Raw genomic sequence first — 25,021 nt, 5'->3', positions numbered from 1 at the left:
AGTCCGAACTTGGGCCGAGGTGTCGCGACGACGCGTGCCCCTCAATTTTCGGCGGAGTGCCATGTGTCGCGACGACATGCGGGCCTCAGCGCGGACTGAGGGGCACTGTCGTCGATTTGAGATGTGAAATTTGGAGACTGTGGGCGTACTGTGTTACCGTCGTTGCACGATCGAAGGAGGTCGAAGTGAGAAAGTATCGAGTCAAAGCGGCATCGGATATCCGCATTACGTATGGGGTCGAACTTTGCGAGGGGCTGCGGCATTTCCCGGAGACGGATGGGTATGCGGCGTCGTTCGAGGTGCTCAACAACGAGCTGGATGCGGCGCACAATGCGCGACGTGGATTGCGCAAGCCGATGTTGCAGAAGCGAGCGGCTTTTCGCTTTGCGCATTACAACACGGATCAGACGATTCGGATGATTCACGGGGCGGTGGGGATCGCGGATGGTGGACGCAAGAATGGTCCCATTGCGAAGTTTTTGTTCCCCGAGGGTCTCGGGCCGGTGGTGGCGCCGTACGGGATGCGGCAAATCCCGCCGACGGTGAAGCTCGTCGACGACATGAAGCGATGCAAGGTGCCTGGGAGCGAGGCATTCATAGCGGAGTGGCTACCGAAATTGGAGATAGCGCTCGACAAGCTGCAAACGACGGCGAATGCGTATAGCAGCGCGCGCAAAGCGTACCTCGAGGCATTCGCGGACGAGGTTGCATTGCGGGGCGAGCATTACCATGCGGTGGACAAATTGATGGGCCTCGTGCGCGCGGCATTTCCGAACGACCGCGTGCGACAGGATTTGGTGTTCCCGGTGATGGACGACGATAGCGAGAGCGACGAAGGCGAAGGCGAGGGGGAGGGCGAGGCGTAGAGGCGTGGCATCGATGGTCCTCGCGGCCCTGGCTGGAGTGAAACCAATCGCATGGTCGTGAGGATGCGGGGGGGACGACCCGCTCGGCGCTAGTTGGACGCATGGTCGAGGGATTCCCGGCGAAGAAAGACTTCGCGCCCGAGCAATCGAATCTCGTCAATGGGCCTGCTCGAGACCACGATTTCTGTCGTCACTGTTACGAGACGGCCTTGCATAGCTAAAAACTCGAACTCGATGTCCTCGATCTCTTCACGATCCTCCGCATTGTCTTTCTCGAGCAGGAAGTAAGGAATAGGGATGCATATAAATCAATCGGCGGCTAGGAAACGTCGCGCCCACGGAGTCAAAGCGAACGCATCTTCGAGTGGTTCACCTTGGACCGCCCAGTATTCTATCTGATCCCGATGCAATCCAAGGTGCGCCCGAACTGTTTCCACGAGCTTGGCCCACGCTCTCGAGCCGCGTTCTTCATCTTGCTGCACAAGATCATTCACGACATCTAGTGCCAGTTGTATCAGAACACGTCGCTCCGTGTTACCATAAGCGGGGTTTCCATATGCAGCCAGGTATCGATATAGGTGAGCTTCGCTGCGAAATTCCTCCGATAACTCATAAGCCCAGTCCTGCGTGTAGGAATCGCCCTGGGGCAACCCCAAGTCTTTGCAGATTCGCCGAATCGCGTTCGCTTCATGCTGTGCCATGACCTGCTCTCCTCTTGCTCAGTTTGGGTGGGCGGAACTAAAGGGGAATGCAGAGTCCCAAGTCAGTTCGGCAGGTATCGCCGGAGTTCGTCTACCGCACTCGATTCTAAACGATTTCTTTGACACGCCGAGGCAACTTGCCTTGCGACTCGTCGTAGTTGCTTACTGAAATCCTGGAGGCTGACCAGCTCCTCATGGACAACGCCGCCGCCGGTCCGATCTTCGATGCATCGTATCTGCACGTCATCTCCGTCTTGCCGTGTCAGCGTCAGCCAATAGGGGCCATCCATGAAGTAAAGATTGACCTCACGCTCGAAGCCCCGTTCGAGCTTCGCGAGCGCTTCGAGTCACCACGTAGTCACGACCACCGGGAAATCGCTCCATCCTTCTTCGGGAAATTGAGTGCCACCGAAATCGATGTACAAGATGCCCGTTATCGAGCCCATCCTACTTTGGTGGAGGGGGTTGCGTCGAAGATGATTTGCATGGGGTACTTGCGGAATCTTGACCCGGCGGCATCCATGATTTGCACGCGGGCAATCGGCGAGGGTGGTGAGGTTTATGGTGACAGATTGTAGCTACCAGAAAATTCAAGATGATGCGGACGAGTCGTCGAGGTCGTCGTCTGCCTCCTCTTCAGAATCGTTTTCGTCGTCGCCGACGATCTCAATTCCGACGAGAACACCATCTGTGTCGAAATCGAACACCACATAGGGTCCTTTGTAGGCCCCCATAAGATCCACCAACGTGACGTTCTTCGCGTTTCGTAGAACTCCTGGATGTGTCGGCAGTTTTAGATACGCCGTCGTTGGACCAGTGATTTGAAGCTCGAATTTCTTCGTAGTCACAGCAGCATCCTTTTTCATACCTAAGGCGTCGGAATGACAGGCGTTCCTTTTCCCTCAACCCAATTTAGAACGGTTTGGAGAGTTAGCTTTCGACCAGATTGCCGGTAGACGACTGCACCACCTTTGCCAAAACCTGGAACGATAAGATGCCCGGCAGCATCTTTGACTGTTCCTGCCGGGAGACCGTTTTTCTCGATAGCTTGGCCGAATACTTGCAATGCCTCCCGAGCTTCCTTGGCCGATTCAAACCCGGCACGTTCTATGGCACGAGGTGCTGCATGAGCCATCTTGGAATTTACAACCCGCAGGCCTGGCGCCCTAGCGACGGCCCCGACCGCCATATCATCCAACGGCCCAGGCGTCAAGATCGTCGCTGCCGTCAGGATCGCCTCAACGACCAGATTTTGCCGGGCGCGACTCCTGTCATTGCCCGCCTCCCCGCCAATCCGCGGCCGAAGCATAATCGTTTGGCGTTCTGGGCCAAACGCATGCCGCAAGTCACGTGCGAGGCCAGGGTCGTCCTCGATGATGAACGTCCTTCGGCCAGCGGCAGGATCGCCGGCCACGAGCTGATCGAATGTTGTAATGGGCGTGGAATAGCCAAGCTCGATATCCGGCGGATATACCCCAAATGGATCGTCCGTTCCCGGACCCGACGGATGTGGCGTTTCAATGACAGGTATTTCGATCACGTCACCATTGCCCGTCGTTCCGACATCGGTTGTCGGCGCTCCAGCACCCACGTCCGCCGCTTGTGACGGTGGCGCAGGTCGCGGTGTTGGTGCCGGCAATTGGTCGAATGTGATGTGAATGCCGAGCTGCCCTGTCTCTTCGACGCGCCACAATCGCCGCGCTTCTTCCTCGGTAAACCCGCTCGGATCGGTGAACGTCAACGGATTGTTGCGCACGTACGTATACGCCCCAAAGCTTTGCCCATTGTACACGTTCGCAATGATCGGATCCGTCGTCGTGAATCGCCCAATGCGTGGGTCGTATACTCTTCCCTTCATGTTCACGAGGCCAAATTCGTCGGCCTCCTCGTGCCCCGTAAATCCCTTTTTCGTTTTGCTCGTGAATGCTATCGCCGGGCCGCCCCAGTCCGGATTTCTGCGCGCTCCAAATGCATCGTAGCTGCGTCGCTCATCGATGGAGCCATTTTCTTTGGTGGTCGTCTCGATCGACCCGATGTGATCGACATGCAGGTAGCGCGTTCCCGGTTCTTGGCCGCCGCGCGTCACAATGGCAATTGTGCGCTCCGGCGAATGCACGTGGTAACGATGCTCGATGCCGCTGGCGGTTTTCACCTGCTCGTAAAGGTCGTCGAAGTAAATGGTCTCCGTCGTCGACGTCGTTTTGCGGATTCGTTGCTGATCGCCGTCGTATCCAAACGTCGTCACCTTCGCACCTTGCGTGATCGTCGTCGGCAAATCGAACGGTGTATACGTAATGGCAACGCCTCCTGGCCGCGTAATTTGATTGCCGACCGCATCATGGTAGAAGTTATCGCCTGCCGCATTCGTAACGGCATGCGGATGCGTGGGATCAGTATACGACAGAATGCCCACGTCGCTTTTTGATACGAGGTTCCCATTGGGCGCATAGCCGTACGACGTGTCACACGGTGCATTCGGGTTCTCGACGAGCCCGAAGTGCGCACACGTGAGCCGATTCAGCCCATCATACTGGAACCGCTCCGTCGTGTTTTGCGCTTGCAACGCATCCGTGCGGCTCTTCAAATTGAGCCGCTCATCCCAGGAGTAAGCCAATTGCTGAATGGTCGCTGCACCCTTCGTCGTGGTGATGCTCTTCAGGGCGCCTTTCTCATGGTCGTATCCACGCGCCGTCGTCACGCCATTGCCAAATAACTCGCCCTTGTACCGGCCTGCTTGGTCGACGTCCGTCAATTGCCAGTACGCATCGTTCGTATACGTGTCGCGCACGCCAATGCGATGACCGTGTTTGTCGTGCTCATACGTTACGCCGAACGGCTCTTCCCCAAGCGCCCACGGATACTCCAGCGCTTTCGGTCTTCCGAAGTCATCGTACGTCATTCGCGCCGTAAACGATTCTCCCGCAACGGAGAGCGTCATCCGTTCGAGCTGCCCTCGCTTCGAATATGCGTACGTCTTGATTCCGTCGGGACTTTCGAGCATGTGCAACCGGCCAATTCCATTCGGCGCTGTATCCCACGTCCACGTCGTCGTCAAGCTCTTTCCCGCGTGCGTATCCGTGCGCGTTTTCACGCGCCCAAGTGCGTCCACGCCAAACGCGATCGCGCGCCCGAGCGCATCCGTCGACGCGAGGACGTCACCGAATCCATCGTTGACGAACATCGTCGTGCCGCGGTCCGGTTCATTCAATTGCCGCACACGCCCGAATGCATCGCGTGTCCATTTCGTTATGGCACCGCCAGGATCGGTCACCGTGCGAAGCGTGTCGAATGGGCCGTACGTGTATTTGGTTTTGCTATTTGCTGCATCCGTGATCGTAACGGGTCGACCCAATGCATCGAGCTCGGTCAACGTGTGCTTCAACAGCGGATCGGTCGAATCAACAACGAAACCATCGTACGATGTCGTGGTCGTCGCGTTCCACGGTGTCGTATGTCGAGTCTCGCGCCCCAACGCATCGAATTCGTATTCATCGAAGAGCAATTGCGCATCCGGCGTACCTTCGGCGATCGGGACCGAACGCTTTGCAATCTGACCGCTCAGATGATCGTATTCGATGAGCTGCATCTGCCGAGGGGGCTTTTTTCCCTCGGGTGCAGGCCCATGCGCATACGTGCGCACGGCGCGCCCAAGGCTGTCGAAAACGGTTTCGTCGTCCGCGCCGCCCGCCGTCGTCGTGCGCTGCTTCATGCGCCACTCGCCGCCGATGTTTTCACGGCTCAACGCTATCGTCGTTTGCGATCCATCCGGGCGTTTCTCGACTTCCAACCTGCCAAAGCCGTCGAATTGCCATTCGGTGACCAATTCATTCGGATCGATCACTTTTTGCAGCGCACCGAATCGCGCATCATGCTCCACCGTCGTTTCATGCTCGAGCGCATTGATGTGCTTGATCGGGAATACGCCTTCGTCATCGTAAACGGTCATTGATTCGCGATGATGACCGAATGCATCGTCCGCAACCAGGCGCGTAACGTTGCCAAATTTGTCGCGCTCATACACAACGGTCAGCTTCGTATCATCGATGCCGTCGCTGCTCGACGTGGATTCCGTTTCCACTTCGCCGTATGCATTCGTCGTGCGCGTGATTGTTCTGCATTGCGTCGCGCCCGTAGCCGAGCTGCATGCCTCTTGCCATTGCGGTTGCCCCAGAATCCACCGGGAGACGTCATTCTTGACGGTGCGCGTGATATGCGTCGTCAGGTCGACGCCCACTGTGGATACGTCAACCTCGAGCACGTTGCCGAATTCGTCAAAGGCCGCTACATCCACCATCGTATCGCGCAGCATCGTCGCGTTTTCCGATTGCGCGATATCGGCTACCCACGATTCGAGCGACCCGACAACATGTTCGGCCTGCATGCGACGAGTATGGTGCTTCGTCGGCAGCGTGAAATACGTTTTGCCGCTATTCGTGGGCATATCTTCAAGCGTAATGTCGACAAATGAAAGCTCGACGCGGCTCGGATTCGGCTCGTTTGGCAATGCCGGAGCCCACCGCCATTGTGATTTCACCTGCCCCGCAAACGGATACACGTTGCGTTCGCCGATGCTGACAAGTGTCTCGTTGTCGTAAAACGTCGCCGTCGTCGCGCCGGTATCCAGGTCCGTCAGGATGCGCGCGCCGAATCCAAGGAAGCCGTGCCCTCGACGATCGTATCGTCCATCGCGATAACGCAGGCCAAAACGACGTTGCCCACCTTGTCCGTCGTTGAGTGCATATTCGCGCACGACACGCCTGGAGCCCACCGCGCAATGCCGCGGGTATGCGCAATCATTCGCCTGATCCCAATGCGACAAATAGAAATCCGTTTCCTTCGGGGGTTGTCCATTCGTTTTCGATGCGTCCGTCAAGTGCCCATACTTGATGGACACATTCGGAATGAAGCCCGGATCCTCGGGGTCATGCTCGTTCATGCCATCGGAAAACCCCACGAGCACATCCGGGTCGGCTGCACGGTTCTTGAAAAGGTGCAACTCATTCCCCAGAAAGATCGCTACATCAGGGGCACCATCACCATTTACATCGCCAATGCGTGGACCGCGCGGGTCCGCCAGCGTAATCGCATCGCCGAGCACGGGCTCGAATGGAATGCCCGCGTCGATGCGATCGAAGGTGAACCCATTCGATCCGCGCGTCGCACGGAGAATCACCCAGCGCGGGATGTCGGGGCTGATGGCATCGACGAGCGGCATCAAAAGATCGCTTTGCCCATTCTGATCGAAATCAGCAACAGCCGCCAAATGGAAATAGGTGGTCTGCGGAATGAGCCCATCCCATTCGAGAGTATTCGCCGCCGTGTCGGCAAAACCTTTGCCCGTGTTGATCCACGTCCACAATCGTCCCGTAGGATCGCCGGACGTTATGGCATCGGGCAACGCATCTCCATTGACGTCAACGAACAACGTGCGACCACCATTCGGAGGTACGCGCAAACTCGTATCGTGCGATTCCCACGTCCCGTCACTGTTGCGGCGAAATACGTAATAGTTCGGTGCTCGTTGAAATGGCACACCGCCTTGTTCAATCATTCCGGGCATGACCAAGTCCACGGTGCCGCTTCTGTCGATATCGACCGTGTGCATTTCGAGGTTGCACGGGTATCCATTCAGCTCGTCGATTGCCGTGCCGATTTGTGCAAACCCACCAGGGCGCCATGCGTGCACATTCCACACGGATTGAGGTAAGTTGTCGCCATGGTCCGTACATTGAATCAGATCCGATACGCCATCGCCGTCGACATCGGCCAAATGCACCGCGCCTGAAGCGCCACGCAGTTGCTTCGGTGCAGGACCCAATGGAAACGGTCTTTGAATGCCCGTGTCGACTTCTTCGAATGTGTCGGTCGATTTCGATAACAAGACGATGTGGTTGTTCCGATTGCCGTACACATCGTGCAAAAGGACATCCGCTCTCCCATCTTGGTCGTAATCGATCGCCGTGCCGAGCTCCGGTTGAAGAAGTCCCGGATCCGATGGTTCCGTGGGATCCTGTTGAAACGACCATTCTTGCAAGAACGCCACTTTTGACGCCGCAAAGCCACCGCCTTGATTGCGTGCAACTCGCCATTCCGTGATCGGATTCGTCGGCGTCGACAGCGTCGTTGTATCGGGCACGAGAAAATCGCCAATCCCATCGCCCGTGAAGTCAGCCAGCATATAACTCGCGCGCTGCGACAGCGGCGCCGCTATCGTCGTCGCAACCTCCACGAACCCCGTTTCAACCTTCGCATATTGAAATCGCGTCGGCGGCTTGCACGCTCCATTCGCACCGCATTCTTCGACCGACGTAAGCAGCGTCCGACCCGTCGTTTCGCTTTGCTCATACTCAAAAGCATATCGACGCACGAGATCGTCGTTCAGCAGCATCTGCGCTTCCTCGAGCTGTAGCGATTGCCGAAACTCCATTCCGCCGGAATACATCGTGCGTGTGTCTTCCTTGGCGGCATACACGAGCGCAACCGCACGCGTCGGCTCCATGCCGTCGAACGCCGTATACCTTATCTCGTCGAGCGCATACTGGGCCGTGAATCCTTCCGCTTCGGCAAAGCAATACCCGTACGTCATTGCATTGCCCCGAGCATCGCGCATTTCATTCGCGAGCCACGCACGCACGGCGCCCCCGAGCGCACGCGGCCGGCTTCCTTTGGTTTTGCCATACTCGACGACATGCCCCGATGGCAAAAACGCCTCGAAATAACGCGAGCCATCCTCCGTTTGATGGCCAATGATTTTCACGTGCGTATCAGGCCACGTGCGGTATTCAGTGGCGTTTGCACTTTGCGAAACGACGACGAGCCGCTTGCCATCCATGCACAGCGCATCATCTGCTTCATATTGCACCGTGCGAAGTTCGCCGTCGATGGCCATCGTCTTCGGACAGCGCGTAATGGCACTGGTGCCCGACAACGAAAAGCCAATTCCGAGCACGCCGTCACCACCAGCACTGCTATAAGATAACTGCAAATTTGGCTCGACGCCGGTTCGCCCAGGCACGGAAACGAGCGGCATGGATAACGTTGCGTCACCAGCATCGCTCACTCCGAATGATACCGACGTCGCCCCGGGGACGATCGTCTTCGATGCGATCGGCCGGGCTACCGGGAGCAATGGATGCTGGGGGATGCAAGCATGAATCGGAGTATTTGCGGGTCGACCCGGCGCGTCGCACGAGCACCCCGCTTGGGCAACAACACACGCAAGAAAAAGGCAAAATGGGATCCATACGTGCGAAATGCGCTGCATGATGGATGCGAAAAACCGATTGGCGAGTATCGATGACGCCATATGCCCGTCCCCTTTGGTAATGTACTTGTCAGACAACCCACGCAGGTATGCGCTGCTTGGAAAAAGCCGTCAAGTGCAGGCCGGACAGGTTTTGTCCGACCTGGTTGGTGCGCCGGGACCATGGCTCCCCTATCGGCGATAATTTTGTGATATGTTCGCAGGCCATTGCGCGCGTTTCCGACCCCTAAGGCGTGCTCTTGCGTTCCAGGACAATCTCACCGTACGCTAGGAAATTCGCTCGGTTCGCAATGATCGTCGGAGGAGGCAGATGTGACGGTGCACCTCGAGCTTGCGGTATTTGGCGGCCGGTGGCACCACGCGGCACCTCCTGCCGGACAGCGGACGTGTGTCGCTCGGTCGAGCCGAAGGCAACGACATCCGCATCGACGACAGCTCCGTGTCGCGGCGTCATGCCGTCATCCACATCGGTCCCGGACCAACCCTGCGCATCGAAGACCTGGGCAGCGCAAACGGCACCAAGCTCAGGCGCGATAACAATGCATCGGGGACGGTGCGCCTCGTGGATCCCGCCTTCGAGATCGCCGCACCGGCCGAGTTCGCGATCGGTGACGCGATCTCGCTCGGCTCGGCCACGATCGTCGTGCGGCGCGTGAACGAAGCACCCGCAGCGACGGGCCGAGCATCGAGCAGCTCGTACATCGTGCGCGATGAAGCGATGAAGCGGCTCTACGCCGTGATCGACCGCGTCGCGGAAGGTTCGATCAGCGTGCTCTTGCTGGGCGAAACCGGCGTGGGCAAAGAGGTCCTCGCCGAAACGATCCATCGTAAATCACCGCGCGCGGGGAAACCGTTTTTGCGTCTGAACTGCGGTGCGCTGTCGGAGTCGCTGCTGGAGAGCGAGCTGTTCGGGCATGAAAAAGGATCGTTCACGAGCGCGATTCGATCGAAGCCGGGTCTGTTCGAGACGGCGGAAAAAGGCACGGTGTTCCTCGACGAGATCGGCGAGTTGCCGCTGGGCATTCAAGTGAAGCTGTTGCGCGTGATCGAAGAGCGACAAGTGATGCGCGTGGGAGGCCTGTCGCCACGACCCATCGACGTGCGATTCATCTCGGCGACGAATCGTGATCTCGCGACCGAAGTGCAGCGCGGGACGTTTCGTCAAGATCTTTATTTTCGGCTCAATGGGATCGCGCTGTCGATTCCCCCGTTGCGCGAACGTCGAGACGAGATCGAGCCGCTTGCGCGAGCGTTTGCGGTGAGTGCGGCGGCGAGCATCGGGCGCAGTCCGCCGGTCATCACGGCGCAAGCGATGTTGGCGCTTTTGCATCACGACTGGCCGGGCAACGTGCGCGAGCTGCGAAACGCGATCGAGCGGGCCGTCGTGCTTTCGGATGGCGTGATTCGTCCGGAGGATTTTGTCTTGGATACGCACGGCGATGCGGCGAGGCAGCCGGCCGCGTTTGGGACGGTGCCCGCGATGCCGGCGGTGACGTATCGGCCGGTGGACGTGGTGGAAGAGACGTCGCCGCCGCCGGTTCGGGACAACGTGCAGACGCAGCCCGTTGGGAATCTGCGCGAAGAGCTGGGATCGCTCGAAAGGCAGCGTATGATCGACGCTCTCGAGAAATGTGCGGGGAATCAGACGGCAGCGGCGGCGCTCTTGGGGATCCCTCGGCGAACGTTTGTATCCAAACTTTCGGCGTACAACATCCCAAGACCACGCAAAAAAGGCTGAACTTCGGGCAGGCGTCGAGGTTTGACGCCGCGGCTGAACGATGCTCGTCGCATTCGTGGAATTTCTGTCATACTCGGCTTTGGCGAGGACACTGAATGGCGGTCCGAAGCGGGGTTTTCCTACCAACGAACTCGCTCTTTCACGAGCGGTATCGGATTGTTCGCGGCATCAAGGCAGGCGCGATGGGCGCCGTGCACGAAGCGCGGGACGAACGCACCAATTCCCCGTGCGCCCTGAAGACCATGCTTCCCGGTGTGCTCGACGATGAAACGGCGCGTAACCGGTTCGAGCAGGAAGCAAGGATCACGGGCGACATTCGCAGCGATCACATCGTGCGCGTGACCGATGCGGGCGTGGACGAAGAGACGGGCATGCCGTTTCTCGTGATGGAACTGCTGCAAGGCGAAGAGATCGGATCGCTCATCAAGAAGCGCGGTCACATCCCCATCGACGAAGCGCTTCTCTACTTGACGCAGGTCGCTCTGGCGCTCGACAAGGCGCACGCGGCGAGCATCGTGCATCGCGATCTGAAGCCCGGGAACTTGTTTCTCACGCAGCGCGACGATGGAAGCCCGTGCGTCAAAATCCTCGACTTCGGCATCGCGAAACTCATGAGCGAAGGGCAAACGCACGCGACGCAAACCGTCGGCACGCCGATGTACATGGCGCCCGAACAGATCATCGGCAAGAGCGCACTGATTGGTGCACCAACGGATATTTTGTCGCTCGCGCACATCACGTACACGATGCTCGTGGGCGAATCGTACTGGCACGAAGAAGCGAAGAAAGTCGGCGTTTACGCGCTCATTCAGCACGTCGTGACGGGACCGAGCGAGCTTCCGACGAAGCGTGCTGCGCGGCGTCGCGGGATGATCCTGCCCGACTGGTTCGATTCTTGGTTTGCCCGGGCAACGGCCAATCACCCGGACGATCGCTTTCAGCGCGCGACCGAAGCGATGGCGGAGTTCAAGGACCAGTTCCAGGAATCGGGACCGATGTCGTTCCGCCAAGGTCCAAAGCCGCGGCGTGAAGCAAGCTCGTCCGACATCACGTTGATCCCGGAGGAGCTGGACGAGGCCAAGGAATCGGTTTCGAGGGCATCGGGGGCGAGGACATCGGAGGCACGGGCATCGGAGGCGCGGGCGTCGGAGGCGCGGGCGTCAGAGGCGCGAGCGTCCGAGGTCAGTTCGACGACGCGCAAGCCTGTGGAGGTCGATGCGGCGCCGGTGTCGCTCAGGACCGCCAGGCGATCGCGATGGGTGCCGACGCTCGTGGCGGTCACGTGTCTCATGTCGACCGTGGCATTGGGGCTTGGGGTCAAGATGTTTCTTGCTCAGCCGTCGGGCCCGCCGCTCATTGCGGAGCGTGCGTTTCAAGGAGCGCTTCCTCCTGTGCCCGAGGTGAAGCCGCCGCCTGCGCCGACGGCGTCTGCGGCTCCGCCACCGCTTGACGAGCCGATGGAAGTTCACACCGAAGTGCCGAAGCCAGCGGCGACTCCGGCCGCGGTGGTGGTGCCTCAGGCAGGCACGTCGAATCCGGCTCCGACAGGCAAAACCTTGCCAACGACGCCAACGTCAACGAAATCTCCGCCCACCAAACCCACGTACGTGCCGCCGGGGAGCATCGATTAGGAGTATTCGGCGATGCAAAGTCTCCTCGAAAACAAGTTTGCCCCCATTTCGATTGCATTCGTCGTGGCGGGCGCATTGATGTCGGCAGCTCCGGCCCATGCGCAGCAGCCCATCGACGAGCAGAAGCTCAATGCGATTTTTGCCGAGGCGCGGTCGGCCTTCGTGGCTGGGGATTATGCGACGGCGTGTCCCAAGTACGAAGAGGTGGTGCGGATAAAGCCGGGATTTGGCGCGCGCATTGGGCTTGGGGATTGTTATCGAGCGCAGGGGCGTCGTGCGAAAGCATGGGAGACGTACAAGGGCGTCGTGGACGAGGCGCCCGAGGTAATCAAGCGAGCGAAGGGATTTACGGAGCAATCGACGGCTCGCAAGCGAAGGGACGAGGCGCAGGCACGTATCAATGAAATCGAGCCGAAGCTTGGTTGGGTGACGGTCGTGGTGCCGGAGGCGGTCCTTTCGTTGAAGGATGTCGTGGTCAAGCTCGATGGTGTGGCGCTCGACCGGGCGAAATTGGGAATTCGATTGCCTGTGGACAAGGGCGATCATTTGGTCGACGTGTCGGCGCCGGGGAAGAAGGCTTTTTCGAAGAGCATGGCGCTTGGGGAGGGGGCAGATTTGTCGGTGGCCATTTTGCCGCTCGAGGACGACGTGCCGCCTGTGAAGCCCGATCCGGTGGGCCAGGCGGATGTAAAATCGGCGCCCGATGCAGGGCAAGTGGGCGTGACCATTCCACCTTTGGGGGGCGAAAAGCCACCGCCGGACAAGGTGCAGCCGATCGATACGAAAGACGGTTTTTTCAGCACGCAACGAATCGTTGGCTTGAGTCTTGGTGGGGTGGGGGTTGGGGCGTTGATTGCGGGGGCGGCATTCGGGGTTCAGGCCATTGACAAGCGGGACGAGAGCGAAGCGGGTGGCCATTGTGTGGGAAATCGGTGTGACGATATCGGGCTGCCACTCCGGCAAGCGTCGTACGATGCGGGCAACGCGTCGACCGGTTTGTTCATTGGCGGTGGCGTCATGCTTGCGGCCGGTGCCGTGCTTTTCTTGACTGCGCCGAAGCGCGCACTTCCCGTGCAAGCGACAGTCGTGGTGGGCCCGTCGAGTCTTCATTGCGTTGGGCGGTTTTGACGCCCGAGAGGAACCGCGTCATGCGTCGTGTGCTCGTCAGCAGCCTTGTCTTGGTCGTTGCGGTGGCGTCCGTTGGTTGTAATGAAATTCTCGGCGTCGACGAACCTGTTTTCGATTCGTCGATTACGGGCGGCGGATCGGGCAATGAAGGCGGCCTGGGCGGCACTGCGGGGGCAGGCGGCACGGCTGGCAGCGCGAGCGGTGGCAATGGCGGTGCTGGAGGTATGGGGGGCGGCAATTGCATGCCGACCGAAATGGCTTGCGACGGCGTCGACGACGATTGCAATGGTCAGATCGACGATTTGCCACTGCTCACGTGTGGCGACGGCGTGTGTCAAGTTACCGTTCCTTCGTGTGTCAATGGGAAGCTTTCTGAATGCATTCCTGGGCCTCCGACGCCGGGCGAGTTATGCGACGGCGACAACGATGGCATCGACGACGACTGCGATGGTTTCGTCGACGAAGGTTGTCCGTGTGTCGAGGGGCAGGTCGAGGTTTGTTATACGGGTTCTCCCGAGACGAGAAACGTGGGAGCTTGTAAAGACGGCACCCAAATGTGCACGGGCGTCAACGAGTGGGGACCGTGCGCGGGTGACGTTTTGCCGACGCTCGAGGAATGCAATGCCATCGACGACGATTGTAATGGTCTGGTCGACGATGGATTTGGCGAAACCACTTGTGGCACGGGGGCATGTACGGTCAAAGTTCCGAATTGCAATCCGGGTGGTCCGCCGGTGGAATGCATTCCGAACGATCCGATGCCTGAAGCTTGCAATGGCGAAGACGACGATTGCGATGGAGTCGTCGACGAGGACAATCCGGGCAGTGGAATGGCGTGCATGACGGGCGATTTCGGCCCTTGTGCGACAGGCACGACCGAATGCGTTGCGGGCAATATCATGTGCAAGCCCGACGTGATGGCGATTCCCGAAGTGTGTAACAACGTCGACGATGATTGCGATGGAGCGGTCGACAATGGCAATCCCGGTGGGGGGAACATGTGCCCGACGGGGCAGCCGGGCGAATGTGCCAACGGAAGCACGACGTGTTTGGGTGGGGCCATCAGTTGCATTGCGCCGATGCCGACGGAAGACGTTTGCGATGGGCTCGACAACGATTGCGACGGCGAAGCGGACAATCACGGCGTGGGGCTTGGAATCCCGTGCATGACGGGCGTTCCGGGGGAATGCTCGACGGGTTTTACCACGTGTGAAAACGGCGCTTTGAAGTGCAATCCATCGAAGATTCCTGCGCCCGAGGTGTGCGACAACAAGGACAACGATTGCGACGGGATGACGGACGAAGGTAATCCCGGGGGCGGGGCCACGTGCACGGTCGTTGGGCAAAAGGGTGCGTGTGCCGTCGGTACGATCGTGTGCCAGGCGGGCGTATTCACGTGCACGCAGACGGTGACGTCCACGACCGAAGTGTGTGATGGTGTCGACAACGATTGCGATGGTGACGTCGACGAAGGTCCTGCGCTTGCTTGTGGGACGTGTGGTTCGGCCATCGTCGCGAGCGGCTTTTGCGCGAGCATGCAAACTCCCGCGACCGTGACGCTGACGGAGACATGTAAACAAGTATTCCCGGCGCCGGCGAATACGAGCATTCCGGTCACCATTGCAAATCCCGGGACGCAATACTACGTTTCGCCTTCGGGCAGCGACAACAACGACGGCACGAGCCCTGCCAAGGCGTGGGCGACGCTTTGCCGTGCCATTGCGATGGTTGGTCCTGGCAATACGATTTTGGTTGCACAAGGCACGTACTTGTCTTCGTCCGTGGTCATTGCCAAGGGTGTCACCGTCAAGGGCGGGTACAATCCCGGTTTCAGCATTTGGAACCCCGAAGCGTATCCGACCATTTTTCATGGCCGTTTGACGCTCGATCATGCGTCTGCCGTATGGGGCGGGTTCCGCATGATTGCCAATCCGATCAGCGCGGCGCAATCGCATCATTCGCTCAAGGCGGGCTCGTTCGTGCGTAATTATGTCGAAGCGGTGTTTGCGAGCGGCGTGACGACGCAATCGAGTGCCATCGATGCGACGGCGTGTCCCGGTGCGTCATTGACGCTCGTTGGCAACGACGTCTACTCGGGGGCTGCCAATGCAACGCCGCTGCGGGCCATTGGTTTTGGGTATCAAAAAGGCGCCGTGATCATGGATTCGAACCGCATGTGCGCGCAGGGCAAGACCAATGGCCAAGCGTTCGTCGTGAATGGATTCGGTCCGAATACGGCCGATGCTGGAAGTCTGTTGCTCAAGAACAACTTGCTCGAGACGGCGAACAGCGGTGGTTATGTCATTTTCCTGGCGGGCCAGAATGGCGGCGTCGATTTTACCACCATCCTGACGAACAATACGCTTCTCGGGGCAGAATCCGGTGTTGGAGGTACGGCCGCGTCCAACAATGGGAAGATGCGCTGGCGCATGACGAACAACATCTTGTTCAACCTGGTTGGTACGGGTACGGGCGTATCGCTTGGCGCGGGAAGTGGCGTTTCCTTCGATTCAGCCGAGAACAATCTCGTCTTTGGTTTCTCGAACAATGCGCTCGCTCAGCCGACGCCGTCGCCGATCAATCTGAACAACGATACGACCAACATGACGTCGGCCGCGGCGGTGTTTTTCAATGCTGCATCCGGGGATTTCCGCATCAACACGGGGGCGGCTGGCAAGGCCGACGAAACCGGGAAAAACGTGTACAACGTGGCTGCATACGGGTCCGTGACGACGGATATTTACCAGTCTTTACGACCCATGGCCGGCACTTGGGATCGCGGCGCGTTCAAGAATTGAATTGTTTGGGGCTAACGAATTTTGATTAGGCCGGGGGTATGGGGGGCAGAGCAGTCGGCTCGTCTTTTGGGTCGTAGACCCAAAAGACTTATAGAGCCGCCTGCGAGCCCCCCATCGTGACTAGCCTCGCGAAGCGCGTGTCTCACACGCGCGAAGCGAGCGTCCAGATCTAGACCTGCCTTCAAAATTTTTCGCAATGCAATAGCTCGATCCACGGAAGGGCTGCATCCGCGCCTTTTGTGTCCTCGATGGCCGAATACGTCGCATTTTTGGCATAACCCGACCCGCAGCATCCGGCGGCGAGGGCAATGCCGTGTGAGGTCGTTTCGAGCGCGATTTCGTTCCCGTGCGTGTGTTCGCGAGGTGCGGCGCTCGAAAGGGGTTCGCCACCGAAGGACACATCGGCCGGCGCTCCTTTCGGTAGCCCAACGATGAAACGTCCCTGTGTCGTTGGAGCTTGCTTCCAGCCATTGGGGCAGGCTGCCGCATCGAAAAAGAGCTGCATTCCTGTTGGCAATGGTTTTGCACCAGCTTCCGGCGACGCCGTTTTCTTGCACGCCAGAAGCTGCACGTAAGGAATTCCTGCGGAAGCGGTATCCGACGTCGTCGTGAACGTAATCGACCCGGCTTTGGCGACGCCTGTATTGCCGCCGCTGGCAATTCCCGCATAGGAGATATCGATCAAATCGAGCGAGCCATTGACTTCGTGCGAATGCAAGCGTTCTTCGCCGCTCGCGAGGGGCTCGCCGACGGTGGAGCCCCCGGGAGCTGCTCCAATCGTAGGCAAAATGGCGCGGCCCGCTGCTGCTTTGAAGGGCTGCCAGCCTGCGGGGCAAGCTGGCATTTGGAAAAAGCCGATGCCATTTTGCGGAATTGCGTCGCTTCGAGCATTTGCCGAGCCGCCGCTGCCGCCATTTCCGCCGCTGCCGCCATTTCCGCCGCTTCCAATCGTTGAATTGCCGATGGTGTCACCCGTGGCGCAAGATGAAAGGAATAGGCCCAAAACAAGCGGAGACAAGTATTTCATTGCTTGATGCATGCCGTCACCTGTACGAAAGGAAGCCCCGATGGCCCGGCGCTCGTCGTTCCGCTGATCGAATACGTTTGTGCTTTTGCTCCTTCGACGTTTGCTCCGTCGGCGGCCGCAATCGATTTCGCCGGGAGCACGACGTCGCCCTTGTAGGTATGACTATGGGTGCGATCTTCCTGGTCGCCCAGCGGCGTGTCCACTTGCACGCCCACGTCTTTCCCCTCGGCAGTGGCAACGACGATGCGTCCTTCGACGTTGCTTGCTGGCGCCCACCCAGCGGGGCAAACGCCGCCCGTGACGTGTGCAACCATGCCCGAGGGCACGCCGTCGTCGGTCGATTCGCCGGAAGCGTTTCGCATGCCGAGCAGGGCGATGCCGACGCTTGCGAAAAGCAGGACGCATTTTGCGGTGGATGAAGCGAAGATTCGTCTGCGCATGCACGCTCTGTATCGAGCTGCGCGTGGGGCGTCAATGGCGACGTAAGGAGCAAACTGTGATTAAATGCGCCCCAAAATGTAATCGGCCATTCGCATGGTGAGGGCGACTCCGGTGAGCGTCGGATTGCTGATGCCGCCGGTCGGGAACGCGCCAGAGCTCGCAAGAAAAAGGTTTTTTACGGAATGGCATTCGAGACGATCCGTGGTTACGGACGTTTCAGGGTCGTGTCCCATGCGATGTGTGCCCATGTAATGTCCGCCAATGGAGGGCTCCATGATGACGCGCACGTCGGTTGCACCGAGGGCGTCCATGATACGCTCGATTTCGCGCTTCATGGCAAGGTACCCTTTCGTCTCGTAGTCGCGCATCAAATTGAATTCGATTTTTGCCGCCGGACGCCCAAGCTCGTTCTTCATCGTATCCGAAAGCGTAACGCGATTGTCGTCGTAAGGAAGCTGTTCCAGAAACGCACCGAGCGTCACGTAATGGCCGAATACCTCACGGATTTCGTCAGCGAGCGCTTTACCCCACAAGCCGCTCGTTCGAGCAATTTCGGCGGGGCTCGGACCTGCCCCCTTCCCGCACCATCAACCGTCCGCCGGCATATTCGCCGCGTCTTGGGTGATCATGAAAAAGCAGTGTCGTTGCCGTTTCAGAATCCGTATCGATGAGCATCGAGAACCGGCGCGACTCGACCCATCACGTAAAACTTTGGGTGTTCCATGAGTCCGCGACCGAGTTGACCGTTTTCATTCGCCAAACCCGAATCGAGTAGTAGGCGCACCGTTTCCACGCCCTGGACAGCCAGAATGATGCGATCGGCCTCGATGGCGTGTTCGACGTGGTCCTCGTCCATCCACACCACTCGATGGGCTGCGCCGGATGAATCCTTTTCGATTCGGACGACACTTGCGCCGAGCTTCAATGTGAATCGGCTGTGTTTTTCGAGTGCGTTGACGGTCATGTCGGACGCGTACATCGCTCCAATGGGGCAAGCGCGGCACACGGCATAATGGGCACACTTGGGACGCCCGAGGTGATCGACGCTATTTCGCGCCACCGGTACGGGCACGAGCGGAATACCGAGTTTGTCGCAGCCGCTCTTGACGAATTTGTCGGTGTTCGACATGGGAAAATGCCGGCATTGGATAGGGAGCGCTCCGTCGCGGCCACCATGCAGTATCGTCGCTGCCTGCCACTCCCATCAAGCGCTCAGCCGCTAGATAATACGGCTCGAGGTCGTCGTAATCAATGGGCCAATCGCGCCCGATGCCATGACGCGATCGCAGACGAAAGTCGTTTTCGAGGAATCTCGGCGTGACGGCTCCCCAGGCCAAACTGCTTCCACCGAGCATTCGGATGGCAAACGTATTCATATCGAGGTCGTCGCCGACCGATTCATAGCGCCACGGTCTGAAATTCCACGGAATTTCTCGACGTACGGCGCGTTCGAGCAGGCTGAATCGATCCGAAGTCGGCCGCTTACCAGCCTCGAGCATGGTCACGCGTGTTCCCGCATCGATCAAGACTTTGGCTGCTGCTGCTCCCAAGGGACCCGAGCCGACGATTGCCACTTCGGTGCGTTCCATCATCCCACCCGCGCTTTCCCTGGAAATTCATTCCATCCTACGACGGCCCACCCACGCGCCGTCGTGTAATACCAGGACAATAGCTCCGGCATGACATGGTGGCGAAGTGAGCGAATTGCGCCCGTCTCCGCAAGCAGACTCAGTTTGTGTGGCGAGATGCGGACGCGACGCAGCCACACGGGTAAACGCTCATGGTGTGGATATGCAATGAGGAGCCAATGCAAGAGCCGATCACGATCTTTCATCGATAGCTTCGAATAATTTTTTCGATAATGCCTATGGCTCGATTCGTCCAAGAGATGTGCAGCGCGTCGATATGCATCGAGTACACCTGGCGTGGCGCGTGTTTTTTCATCGATCAATTGGCGGTACGGCGAGGCCTCCAGCGTCGAATCGTTCGTAATGACCTGAAGCAGGGCGAAAATAGTGCGGTGCTCGGCCTCCGACAGCTCGCCCATGGGCGTGTTTGGCTTCAGAATGGCAGAAGTGCGGCACCGGAGCCATTGTCGAAGTCTCTTGTGCATAGAGAAGGGACTCATCACGTCATCCTCGAATTTTCTTCGATTGGCTCTTTCGCTGCGAGTTGCGAAGCACATTCGTGCATTGCATACGAGTCAATGGTTGAAGCCGTGCGCATACGAGCGAGGAACGCATCATTGCTCCCTGGCCGTCCAAGCGGCAATTTCAAGACAACGCGACGGTTACGGAAAGCGTGGAATAAAAATAGAGACCGGCAAGAAAAATCAGCGTCGTTTTGCGGCGCATCGTTGCTCGGCCACGACGAATGCATGTGTTCGTCGCAAGCGACTGCCGCCCGCAGACGGAGCAAGCCGTCCATATCGCAAGTGAATCAATCGGTGAGGCGGACGTTTTCCTCGGCAAAGCAAGCCGAGCACGCATGGTTCCCTTGGTAAGCACCGTCCTTGCCACACTGACGATTCGTCAGAAATACCGATTGCAACGAACAAGAGGAGAAGTCAGGCTGGTGTCGTCGAGACGCGTTCGGGGGCAATTCAAGTTTCGAACGATCGAAACTCGTAGCCGGCGAAGCCGTGTCGTCGCGTGTGGCGCCCGAGGCTCGTCGCGTGGTCCCTGAAAGTGGTCGGCTTCTTGGTCGGGTGGAGCCCTTGTGAAACTTGTTCATATTGATTCTTGCGGCAAAGCTTCCGAGAAGGGATGGCGTGGCAGTGGCGGTGTCGAGCGCCGGGTGTGGAGCAATTCCGCGTCTGGATATGTGCGCAGTACGGTTCGTTTGATTCTTGGTGTGATTTCGTTCCGGCTCATTTGCACCGAATTTACCACCGAAGAGCTTGGTTTTTATGGTCTTGTATGGAGCTTTCTCGGGTACGGCGTTCTTCTCGATCTCGGAATGGGCGTCGCCGTCAAAAAACACACGGCCGAGCTCATTCAACGCAAAGATTGGAACTTACTCGGTCGCCTGCTATCGTCTGTGCTGTTTTGCAATTGTGTCTGTGCTGCCATCGTCGTTGCCGTTGGTTTCATGGCCACGGATCCGCTCCTGCGAGCCATTGATGTGTCCTCCGCCAATCAAGGCAGCTTTCGCCTCGCTTGGCGCGTATTCGTCGTCGGCATGGCCGCCATGTTCCCGCTCGAAATGTTTCGTGAAGTTCATTATGGCCAGCAGCGCATGGCATTTGCCGATCGCGCAAGCACCGTTGGAGGAATCGTATCTTTTGCATTGCTGATGGTCGCGCTGCACAGGCATTGGGGATTGTCTCTCATTATTGGCGTGCAGTTCGCGTGCATCGTGGTGGTCGGCGCCGTACTCGTCATCTCCGCATTACGCGCCATGCCCGAGGTTCGTATCGGCATACGACATGTGTCCTGGTCCGTCCTTCGCGGCATCGTAAGATTTTCGACGCTCGCCTACCTCGTGGTCATCACGGGAATTGTAGTGGCTCAAACGGATCGGCTTTTGGTGGGTGCGCTCCTGTCCGTCTCGTCTGTCGCCGCGTACCACGTGGGAGCAAAAATCCCCGAATTATTGTCAATATTTACGCGGCAACTGCCGGCCGCGCTAGCACCTGCAGCCGCTGCTCTTCACGGGGAAGGTCATCGTGCGAACTGGCAGCGGTTTTTCTTGCGGGGAATTCGATTGAATGCGCTGATCACGACCCCGCTCTTTTTTCTATGCATTTTATTTCTCGAAGGCTTGCTCGGGTTGCTCACGGGCGGTCGAGCTGCGGGGCCTGAAGTCGTTTTGTTGAGCAGGACTCTGCTCGTCTGGAGCTATTCAACCATTCTCACGCATGGCGTCTCGAAAGCCGTATTTTTGATGAGTGGCCAGGAAACGCGGCTCGCCCTATTGCTCGTCATCGAAGCGCTGGCCAACGTAGCAATGAGCTTCGTCTTGGTGCGATGGCTTCATGATCCCATAGGCGCAGCTCTCGGCTCGCTCGTGCCGGCGTTGATCGTTGGTTGGTGCTTTCTTTGGCCATGGGCTGCACGGGAAGTTGGAATGACTACAGCAGAGCTGGTGCGTGAAACGCTCGTTCCTGCATTTCGCGCGTCAGCGCCGCTCCTGGCTTTCGGCACCTTGTGTCAAGTGATTCCCACCCTCGGGTTTCAATCGAATGTGCTCGTATTTTTTGCCGAAGCCATCATTGCCTTCCTCCTTGCCGCTGCGGGTTCCTGGCACTTCGGCCTCACGGCCGACGATCGTGCGGCAGTTGTCGCCAAATTGGGCGGAGCTCTAGGGGGCGTGCGCATTTTGCGCGCACGGTTTTGGCAAGATCGACATTGGCACGATCAGCCGGAGCGATAGGATATGAGCCACACGCGATCTCGACTCAGGATAGGCCACGTAGATATCGACGTCATTACGTTCACGGAAGCACTCGACGAGATCGAGCGTCTCGTGATTGCTCGGCAAGGTGGAATGGTGTTTACTCCGAACGTCGATCACGTCGTCAATGCTGAAAGCAATCTGGCGTTTCGCAATGCATATCGAGCGGCGAGCTTGTCGCTGGTCGACGGCCAGCCTCTCGTATGGGCATCGAGGCTATTGGGAGCTCGGTTGCCGGAAAAGATTTCGGGCTCGGACCTCGTGATGCCTCTGCTATGCCGTGCCTCCCAACGCGGCTGGCGCGTGTACCTGCTTGGCGCAGGCCCAGGAATCGCCGAAAAGGCGGCTACGCTGCTACGTGAACAATATGGCGTCAACGTTGCGGGTACCGATGCCCCGATGGTTCAAATTGGTAATTGGGCGCAGAATGCTCGAGTCGCCTCGGCCATCAGGATAGCGCGTCCCGATCTGGTGCTGGTTGCTTTCGGTTCTCCCAAACAAGAACTATTCATTCACCAGGTTGCGAGCGAATTGAAGCCCGCTGTCTTTCTCGGGGTAGGCGCCTCGCTCGACTTCATGGTCGGTGCAACGAAGCGTGCACCATCGTGGATGTCCCGCGCGGGTTTGGAATGGCTTTATCGTCTCGTTCGAGAGCCGCGCCGCATGTGGCGCCGTTATCTCGTGAACGATCTGAAGTTCTTTGGTATTTTACTTCGTGGTGTTCGAAACGCGGGCTGAAGGCCAGCTCCGAGCGGCAAAATTGATTCAATGACGTGTTGACCGCTATGATGTGGCTTTGACACGTATTTGGCCGGCCTGTTGCTCGATGCTTCGCGCTGAGCTCGAGCGGCGTTCATTCCAAAATGCATGGGCATCCCCAACCACGTCGGGCAACATTGCAAGTTCCTCGCGTACATCCAGCAGGATGAAGCCAATGAGCGCAGCGGGAGCGATTCTCGTAACGAATGCCTGTATTGCAGGTGCGGAATGTTTCCCCGATGCGACAATCACGAGCACGCGGTCGGCCTCACGTACCGCTTGTCGCACGTTCGCCGCGGGCGCGCAGCGTGTGAGCACCTCGATGGTTCCCGAATGACGATCGCAAGATGCCGCACTGCGATGGTCGAGTTCCTCCTGAAGCGCGTTGACGAGTGCATGTGCGTGCGGAAGCTCGAGAGCACTTACCCCGAGCACCAATGTTTTGCCCGTTGACTCTCGCAAAGGTCCAAACAGTTCGGTGACGGTATCGGTCAATGCGCCCGGCACACGAGGCCAACGTGATGCAAAAAGGACGGGCCTCTTGCTCCAAAAAGCAAGCTCGGCTGCGGTATGTATACGAAGTCCTCGTAATTCACCCAGCAGAACGCATATTGCCGCAATCAAGGCTCCCATGAGTGGTCCAAGAAGCGCTACGATCCTACGCGTCGATTTCACAGGGCGCAACGGCGCGCGCGCCGCGGCGAGGATACGCAATCCTGTCGAAGGCATTCTGGCCGCGTCCTCGGCCAGTTTCAAATCTAGCTCGACCGTTGCCGCATGTCGTTCAGCATTTTGCAAATTCGATAGTAGCACCGACGCCCGACCCTCGATGCTCGACAATCGAGCCACGGCTTGCGCGGCGCTTTGCACGAGTTTTTCGTACGTCGCCTGGCGTGAGCTTGCGGCCTCTTGGCTTGCATTTGCTGTCAGAATGCCCTGCTGTGCCAATTCCCATTGCGGATTGCGCCCTACCTTTCGCTCCGTTGTAATTGCTGCCTCCGCAAGGGCCACCTTTTGCTCGAGCATCTTCACTTCAGAGACAAGAGCCTGGACGCGTGGATGATCCGCGGAAAGCCGAGCGCGTGCGGCAGTCAGTTGTGCCTTCGCTTCGCCCAAACGCTTCGCCTCGGGCAAGTCCTCGGTTTGCTGCAGTATCGCCGTTGAAGGTTCTTTGCTCGATGCCCGACGTAGCGCCAATGCTCGCGCTCGCTCGGCCTGCTCTTCGCCGTGCGCGATAGCCAATTCACTGCGTAGTCGCGCTGCTTCCTGAATGGCGGCTTGACGCTCGGCGGGCAGATCGGCAATGTTGTTTTCGCTTCGGAAATGATCATAATGAGTGCGGGCATCGGCGAGAGCCGTGCGTGCCTTTTCTGCATCGACCATGAGCGTGCGCAAATGAATATCGAGTTTGTCGCGTTCGATCTGATGGCGCGTTTCAATGAACGCCTCCACGACCACATTGGCCAGTCCCGCGGCCAATTCACCATTCTTTCCGCGTGCGGTCACGTGGATCAGTCTTGATTCGATGGAGGCGCTCACCTCCACATCTCGCCCGATTCGTTCGAGCGTCGCGTCGATGCTGAGTTTTTGCCGAGCCTTTTCAATGTGTTGCGGCAACTTCACGCTTTCTTGCAGCGTCGCAAGCTCTCGGTCGCCGAACCTTGGATCAGAGCAACGATCGCATTCGATAACGCTTCGTGCCTCGAATACCGCCGGAACGAGCGTCTTGGCGACGACCGCGCCGGCTACGGTGCCCATAACGGCAGCACCCGCAAGGACCCAACGCCGCTGCCATACCGCTATGGCAAGTCTCATCGGATCGATTGGCGCTCCCGCATCCTCGGGCCTCGACGTTTCCTCTACCATGGTCATCGTTCCCAACCGCTCATCGTTGACAAATCTGTGTCGACAGATCGAACGCGGCCGCTCGCGCGTCCTCATAAATGTCGAGAATCTCATGGAGGTGCACGAGCAATGCAGCTTCCTGCACCTCGGGTCGTAGCGCAGCCAATACAATGCGCGTGGTGGCCGTGACGTCGCGCGGCAGCAGGGCAAGTCCTGCAAGTCCCAATGGATCGAGCCTGTCGACGCGTTGGAGATCGATGACGACGCCGCGCGCGCCCGCCAAAATGGCCTTGCGCAAGGCATCACGTAATCGTTCGACCTGGGCGGCATCGAGGCACGGGCCCTCGACATTCAACCGCCAAACGTCGTCATTTTCGATGCTCGTCCAACATGCACGCATTTACTCCTCCCGCTGCCACACATGGAAA

19 protein-coding genes are annotated in these 25,021 nt (G+C 58.5%); 8 read left to right on the top strand and 11 right to left on the bottom strand.

The genetic code is table 11. The annotated features are described in order from the left end of the window. The first annotated feature begins 185 nt into the window (after window positions 1-185). The gene (locus tag IPM54_20700) at window positions 186-866 is read left to right on the top strand and encodes a hypothetical protein (protein MBK9262210.1); all 681 of its coding nucleotides are present in this window, start codon (window positions 186-188) and stop codon (window positions 864-866) included. 308 nt (window positions 867-1,174) lie between these two features. Here the strand turns inward: IPM54_20700 and IPM54_20695 are convergent, their stop codons facing one another. Further along, a complete protein-coding gene (locus IPM54_20695; protein MBK9262209.1) occupies window positions 1,175-1,567 on the bottom strand; it encodes a hypothetical protein in 393 nt (130 codons plus the stop codon). A 194-nt stretch (window positions 1,568-1,761) separates the two neighbouring features. Here IPM54_20695 and IPM54_20690 point away from each other — a divergent pair, with 194 nt between their 5' ends. Then, window positions 1,762-2,145 (top strand): hypothetical protein, encoded by a 384-nt coding sequence (locus tag IPM54_20690; protein MBK9262208.1) that lies wholly within the window; start codon window positions 1,762-1,764, stop codon window positions 2,143-2,145. Between the two features lie 12 nt (window positions 2,146-2,157). Here IPM54_20690 and IPM54_20685 read toward each other — a convergent pair whose 3' ends face one another. Together IPM54_20685 and IPM54_20680 are read right to left on the bottom strand one after the other, a co-directional pair. Further along, window positions 2,158-2,433: a DUF2283 domain-containing protein gene (locus tag IPM54_20685; GenBank protein ID MBK9262207.1), complete on the bottom strand. Its 276-nt coding sequence runs from the start codon at window positions 2,431-2,433 to the stop codon at window positions 2,158-2,160. 2 nt (window positions 2,434-2,435) lie between these two features. Further along, window positions 2,436-8,873: a VCBS repeat-containing protein gene (locus IPM54_20680; protein ID MBK9262206.1), complete on the bottom strand. Its 6,438-nt coding sequence runs from the start codon at window positions 8,871-8,873 to the stop codon at window positions 2,436-2,438. 298 nt (window positions 8,874-9,171) lie between these two features. Between IPM54_20680 and IPM54_20675 the strand changes: the two genes are divergently transcribed. From IPM54_20675 to IPM54_20660, 4 genes are all read left to right on the top strand, one after another. Beyond that, window positions 9,172-10,569, top strand: a complete 1,398-nt coding sequence (locus tag IPM54_20675; GenBank protein MBK9262205.1) for a sigma 54-interacting transcriptional regulator — start codon at window positions 9,172-9,174, stop codon at window positions 10,567-10,569. 95 nt (window positions 10,570-10,664) lie between these two features. Then, window positions 10,665-12,200 (top strand): serine/threonine protein kinase, encoded by a 1,536-nt coding sequence (locus IPM54_20670; protein ID MBK9262204.1) that lies wholly within the window; start codon window positions 10,665-10,667, stop codon window positions 12,198-12,200. Between the two features lie 12 nt (window positions 12,201-12,212). Then, complete coding sequence (locus IPM54_20665; GenBank protein MBK9262203.1) at window positions 12,213-13,328, top strand: tetratricopeptide repeat protein; 1,116 nt, start codon at window positions 12,213-12,215, stop codon at window positions 13,326-13,328. A gap of 20 nt (window positions 13,329-13,348) precedes the next feature. Then, entirely contained in the window at window positions 13,349-16,126 is a 2,778-nt protein-coding gene (locus IPM54_20660; GenBank protein MBK9262202.1) for a hypothetical protein, read from the top strand. Between the two features lie 181 nt (window positions 16,127-16,307). Here the strand turns inward: IPM54_20660 and IPM54_20655 are convergent, their stop codons facing one another. From IPM54_20655 to IPM54_20630, 6 genes are all read right to left on the bottom strand, one after another. Continuing rightward, window positions 16,308-17,165, bottom strand: a complete 858-nt coding sequence (locus tag IPM54_20655) for a hypothetical protein (protein ID MBK9262201.1) — start codon at window positions 17,163-17,165, stop codon at window positions 16,308-16,310. Then, on the bottom strand, window positions 17,150-17,515 hold the full coding sequence (locus IPM54_20650) for a hypothetical protein (protein MBK9262200.1): 366 nt from the start codon (window positions 17,513-17,515) through the stop codon (window positions 17,150-17,152). Before IPM54_20650 ends, IPM54_20655 begins: the two co-directional genes overlap by 16 nt. Before the next feature lie 138 nt (window positions 17,516-17,653). Then, on the bottom strand, window positions 17,654-18,127 hold the full coding sequence (locus IPM54_20645; GenBank protein ID MBK9262199.1) for a GMC family oxidoreductase: 474 nt from the start codon (window positions 18,125-18,127) through the stop codon (window positions 17,654-17,656). A gap of 119 nt (window positions 18,128-18,246) precedes the next feature. After that, window positions 18,247-18,723, bottom strand: coding sequence for a GMC family oxidoreductase (locus tag IPM54_20640; protein MBK9262198.1), 477 nt, complete (start codon window positions 18,721-18,723; stop codon window positions 18,247-18,249). Further along, entirely contained in the window at window positions 18,641-19,186 is a 546-nt protein-coding gene (locus IPM54_20635; GenBank protein ID MBK9262197.1) for a GMC family oxidoreductase, read from the bottom strand. Before IPM54_20635 ends, IPM54_20640 begins: the two co-directional genes overlap by 83 nt. Beyond that, complete coding sequence (locus tag IPM54_20630; GenBank protein ID MBK9262196.1) at window positions 19,183-19,722, bottom strand: hypothetical protein; 540 nt, start codon at window positions 19,720-19,722, stop codon at window positions 19,183-19,185. Before IPM54_20630 ends, IPM54_20635 begins: the two co-directional genes overlap by 4 nt. Window positions 19,723-20,312: 590 nt before the next feature. Between IPM54_20630 and IPM54_20625 the strand changes: the two genes are divergently transcribed. Continuing rightward, window positions 20,313-21,968, top strand: a complete 1,656-nt coding sequence (locus IPM54_20625) for an oligosaccharide flippase family protein (GenBank protein MBK9262195.1) — start codon at window positions 20,313-20,315, stop codon at window positions 21,966-21,968. A gap of 3 nt (window positions 21,969-21,971) precedes the next feature. Further along, entirely contained in the window at window positions 21,972-22,727 is a 756-nt protein-coding gene (locus IPM54_20620; protein MBK9262194.1) for a WecB/TagA/CpsF family glycosyltransferase, read from the top strand. Between the two features lie 45 nt (window positions 22,728-22,772). Here IPM54_20620 and IPM54_20615 read toward each other — a convergent pair whose 3' ends face one another. Continuing rightward, the gene (locus IPM54_20615; protein MBK9262193.1) at window positions 22,773-24,614 is read right to left on the bottom strand and encodes a hypothetical protein; all 1,842 of its coding nucleotides are present in this window, start codon (window positions 24,612-24,614) and stop codon (window positions 22,773-22,775) included. Between the two features lie 19 nt (window positions 24,615-24,633). Beyond that, the gene (locus tag IPM54_20610) at window positions 24,634-24,993 is read right to left on the bottom strand and encodes an STAS domain-containing protein (GenBank protein MBK9262192.1); all 360 of its coding nucleotides are present in this window, start codon (window positions 24,991-24,993) and stop codon (window positions 24,634-24,636) included. Between the last annotated feature and the right edge of the window lie 28 nt (window positions 24,994-25,021).

It is taken from the genome of Polyangiaceae bacterium (genome assembly GCA_016715885.1).
In the GTDB taxonomy this organism is placed as follows: domain Bacteria; phylum Myxococcota_A; class Polyangia; order Polyangiales; family Polyangiaceae; genus Polyangium.
The sequence above is the reverse complement of the archived record's forward strand: the minus strand, read 5'-3'. Positions and strand labels throughout refer to the sequence as shown.

What these genes read in the sequence shown, in the direction of transcription:
- IPM54_20640 (MBK9262198.1), bottom strand. Translation starts at nt 18,723, where the DNA reads ATGTCGAACACCGACAAATTCGTCAAGAGCGGCTGCGACAAACTCGGT.
- IPM54_20685 (MBK9262207.1), bottom strand. Translation starts at nt 2,433, where the DNA reads ATGAAAAAGGATGCTGCTGTGACTACGAAGAAATTCGAGCTTCAAATC.
- IPM54_20615 (MBK9262193.1), bottom strand. Translation starts at nt 24,614, where the DNA reads ATGGTAGAGGAAACGTCGAGGCCCGAGGATGCGGGAGCGCCAATCGAT.
- IPM54_20610 (MBK9262192.1), bottom strand. Translation starts at nt 24,993, where the DNA reads ATGCGTGCATGTTGGACGAGCATCGAAAATGACGACGTTTGGCGGTTG.
- IPM54_20635 (MBK9262197.1), bottom strand. Translation starts at nt 19,186, where the DNA reads ATGATGGAACGCACCGAAGTGGCAATCGTCGGCTCGGGTCCCTTGGGA.
- IPM54_20655 (MBK9262201.1), bottom strand. Translation starts at nt 17,165, where the DNA reads ATGCATCAAGCAATGAAATACTTGTCTCCGCTTGTTTTGGGCCTATTC.
- IPM54_20670 (MBK9262204.1), top strand. Translation starts at nt 10,665, where the DNA reads ATGGCGGTCCGAAGCGGGGTTTTCCTACCAACGAACTCGCTCTTTCAC.
- IPM54_20620 (MBK9262194.1), top strand. Translation starts at nt 21,972, where the DNA reads ATGAGCCACACGCGATCTCGACTCAGGATAGGCCACGTAGATATCGAC.
- IPM54_20695 (MBK9262209.1), bottom strand. Translation starts at nt 1,567, where the DNA reads ATGGCACAGCATGAAGCGAACGCGATTCGGCGAATCTGCAAAGACTTG.
- IPM54_20660 (MBK9262202.1), top strand. Translation starts at nt 13,349, where the DNA reads ATGCGTCGTGTGCTCGTCAGCAGCCTTGTCTTGGTCGTTGCGGTGGCG.
- IPM54_20665 (MBK9262203.1), top strand. Translation starts at nt 12,213, where the DNA reads ATGCAAAGTCTCCTCGAAAACAAGTTTGCCCCCATTTCGATTGCATTC.
- IPM54_20680 (MBK9262206.1), bottom strand. Translation starts at nt 8,873, where the DNA reads ATGGCGTCATCGATACTCGCCAATCGGTTTTTCGCATCCATCATGCAG.
- IPM54_20630 (MBK9262196.1), bottom strand. Translation starts at nt 19,722, where the DNA reads ATGAGTCCCTTCTCTATGCACAAGAGACTTCGACAATGGCTCCGGTGC.
- IPM54_20650 (MBK9262200.1), bottom strand. Translation starts at nt 17,515, where the DNA reads ATGCGAAACGCTTCCGGCGAATCGACCGACGACGGCGTGCCCTCGGGC.
- IPM54_20690 (MBK9262208.1), top strand. Translation starts at nt 1,762, where the DNA reads ATGGACAACGCCGCCGCCGGTCCGATCTTCGATGCATCGTATCTGCAC.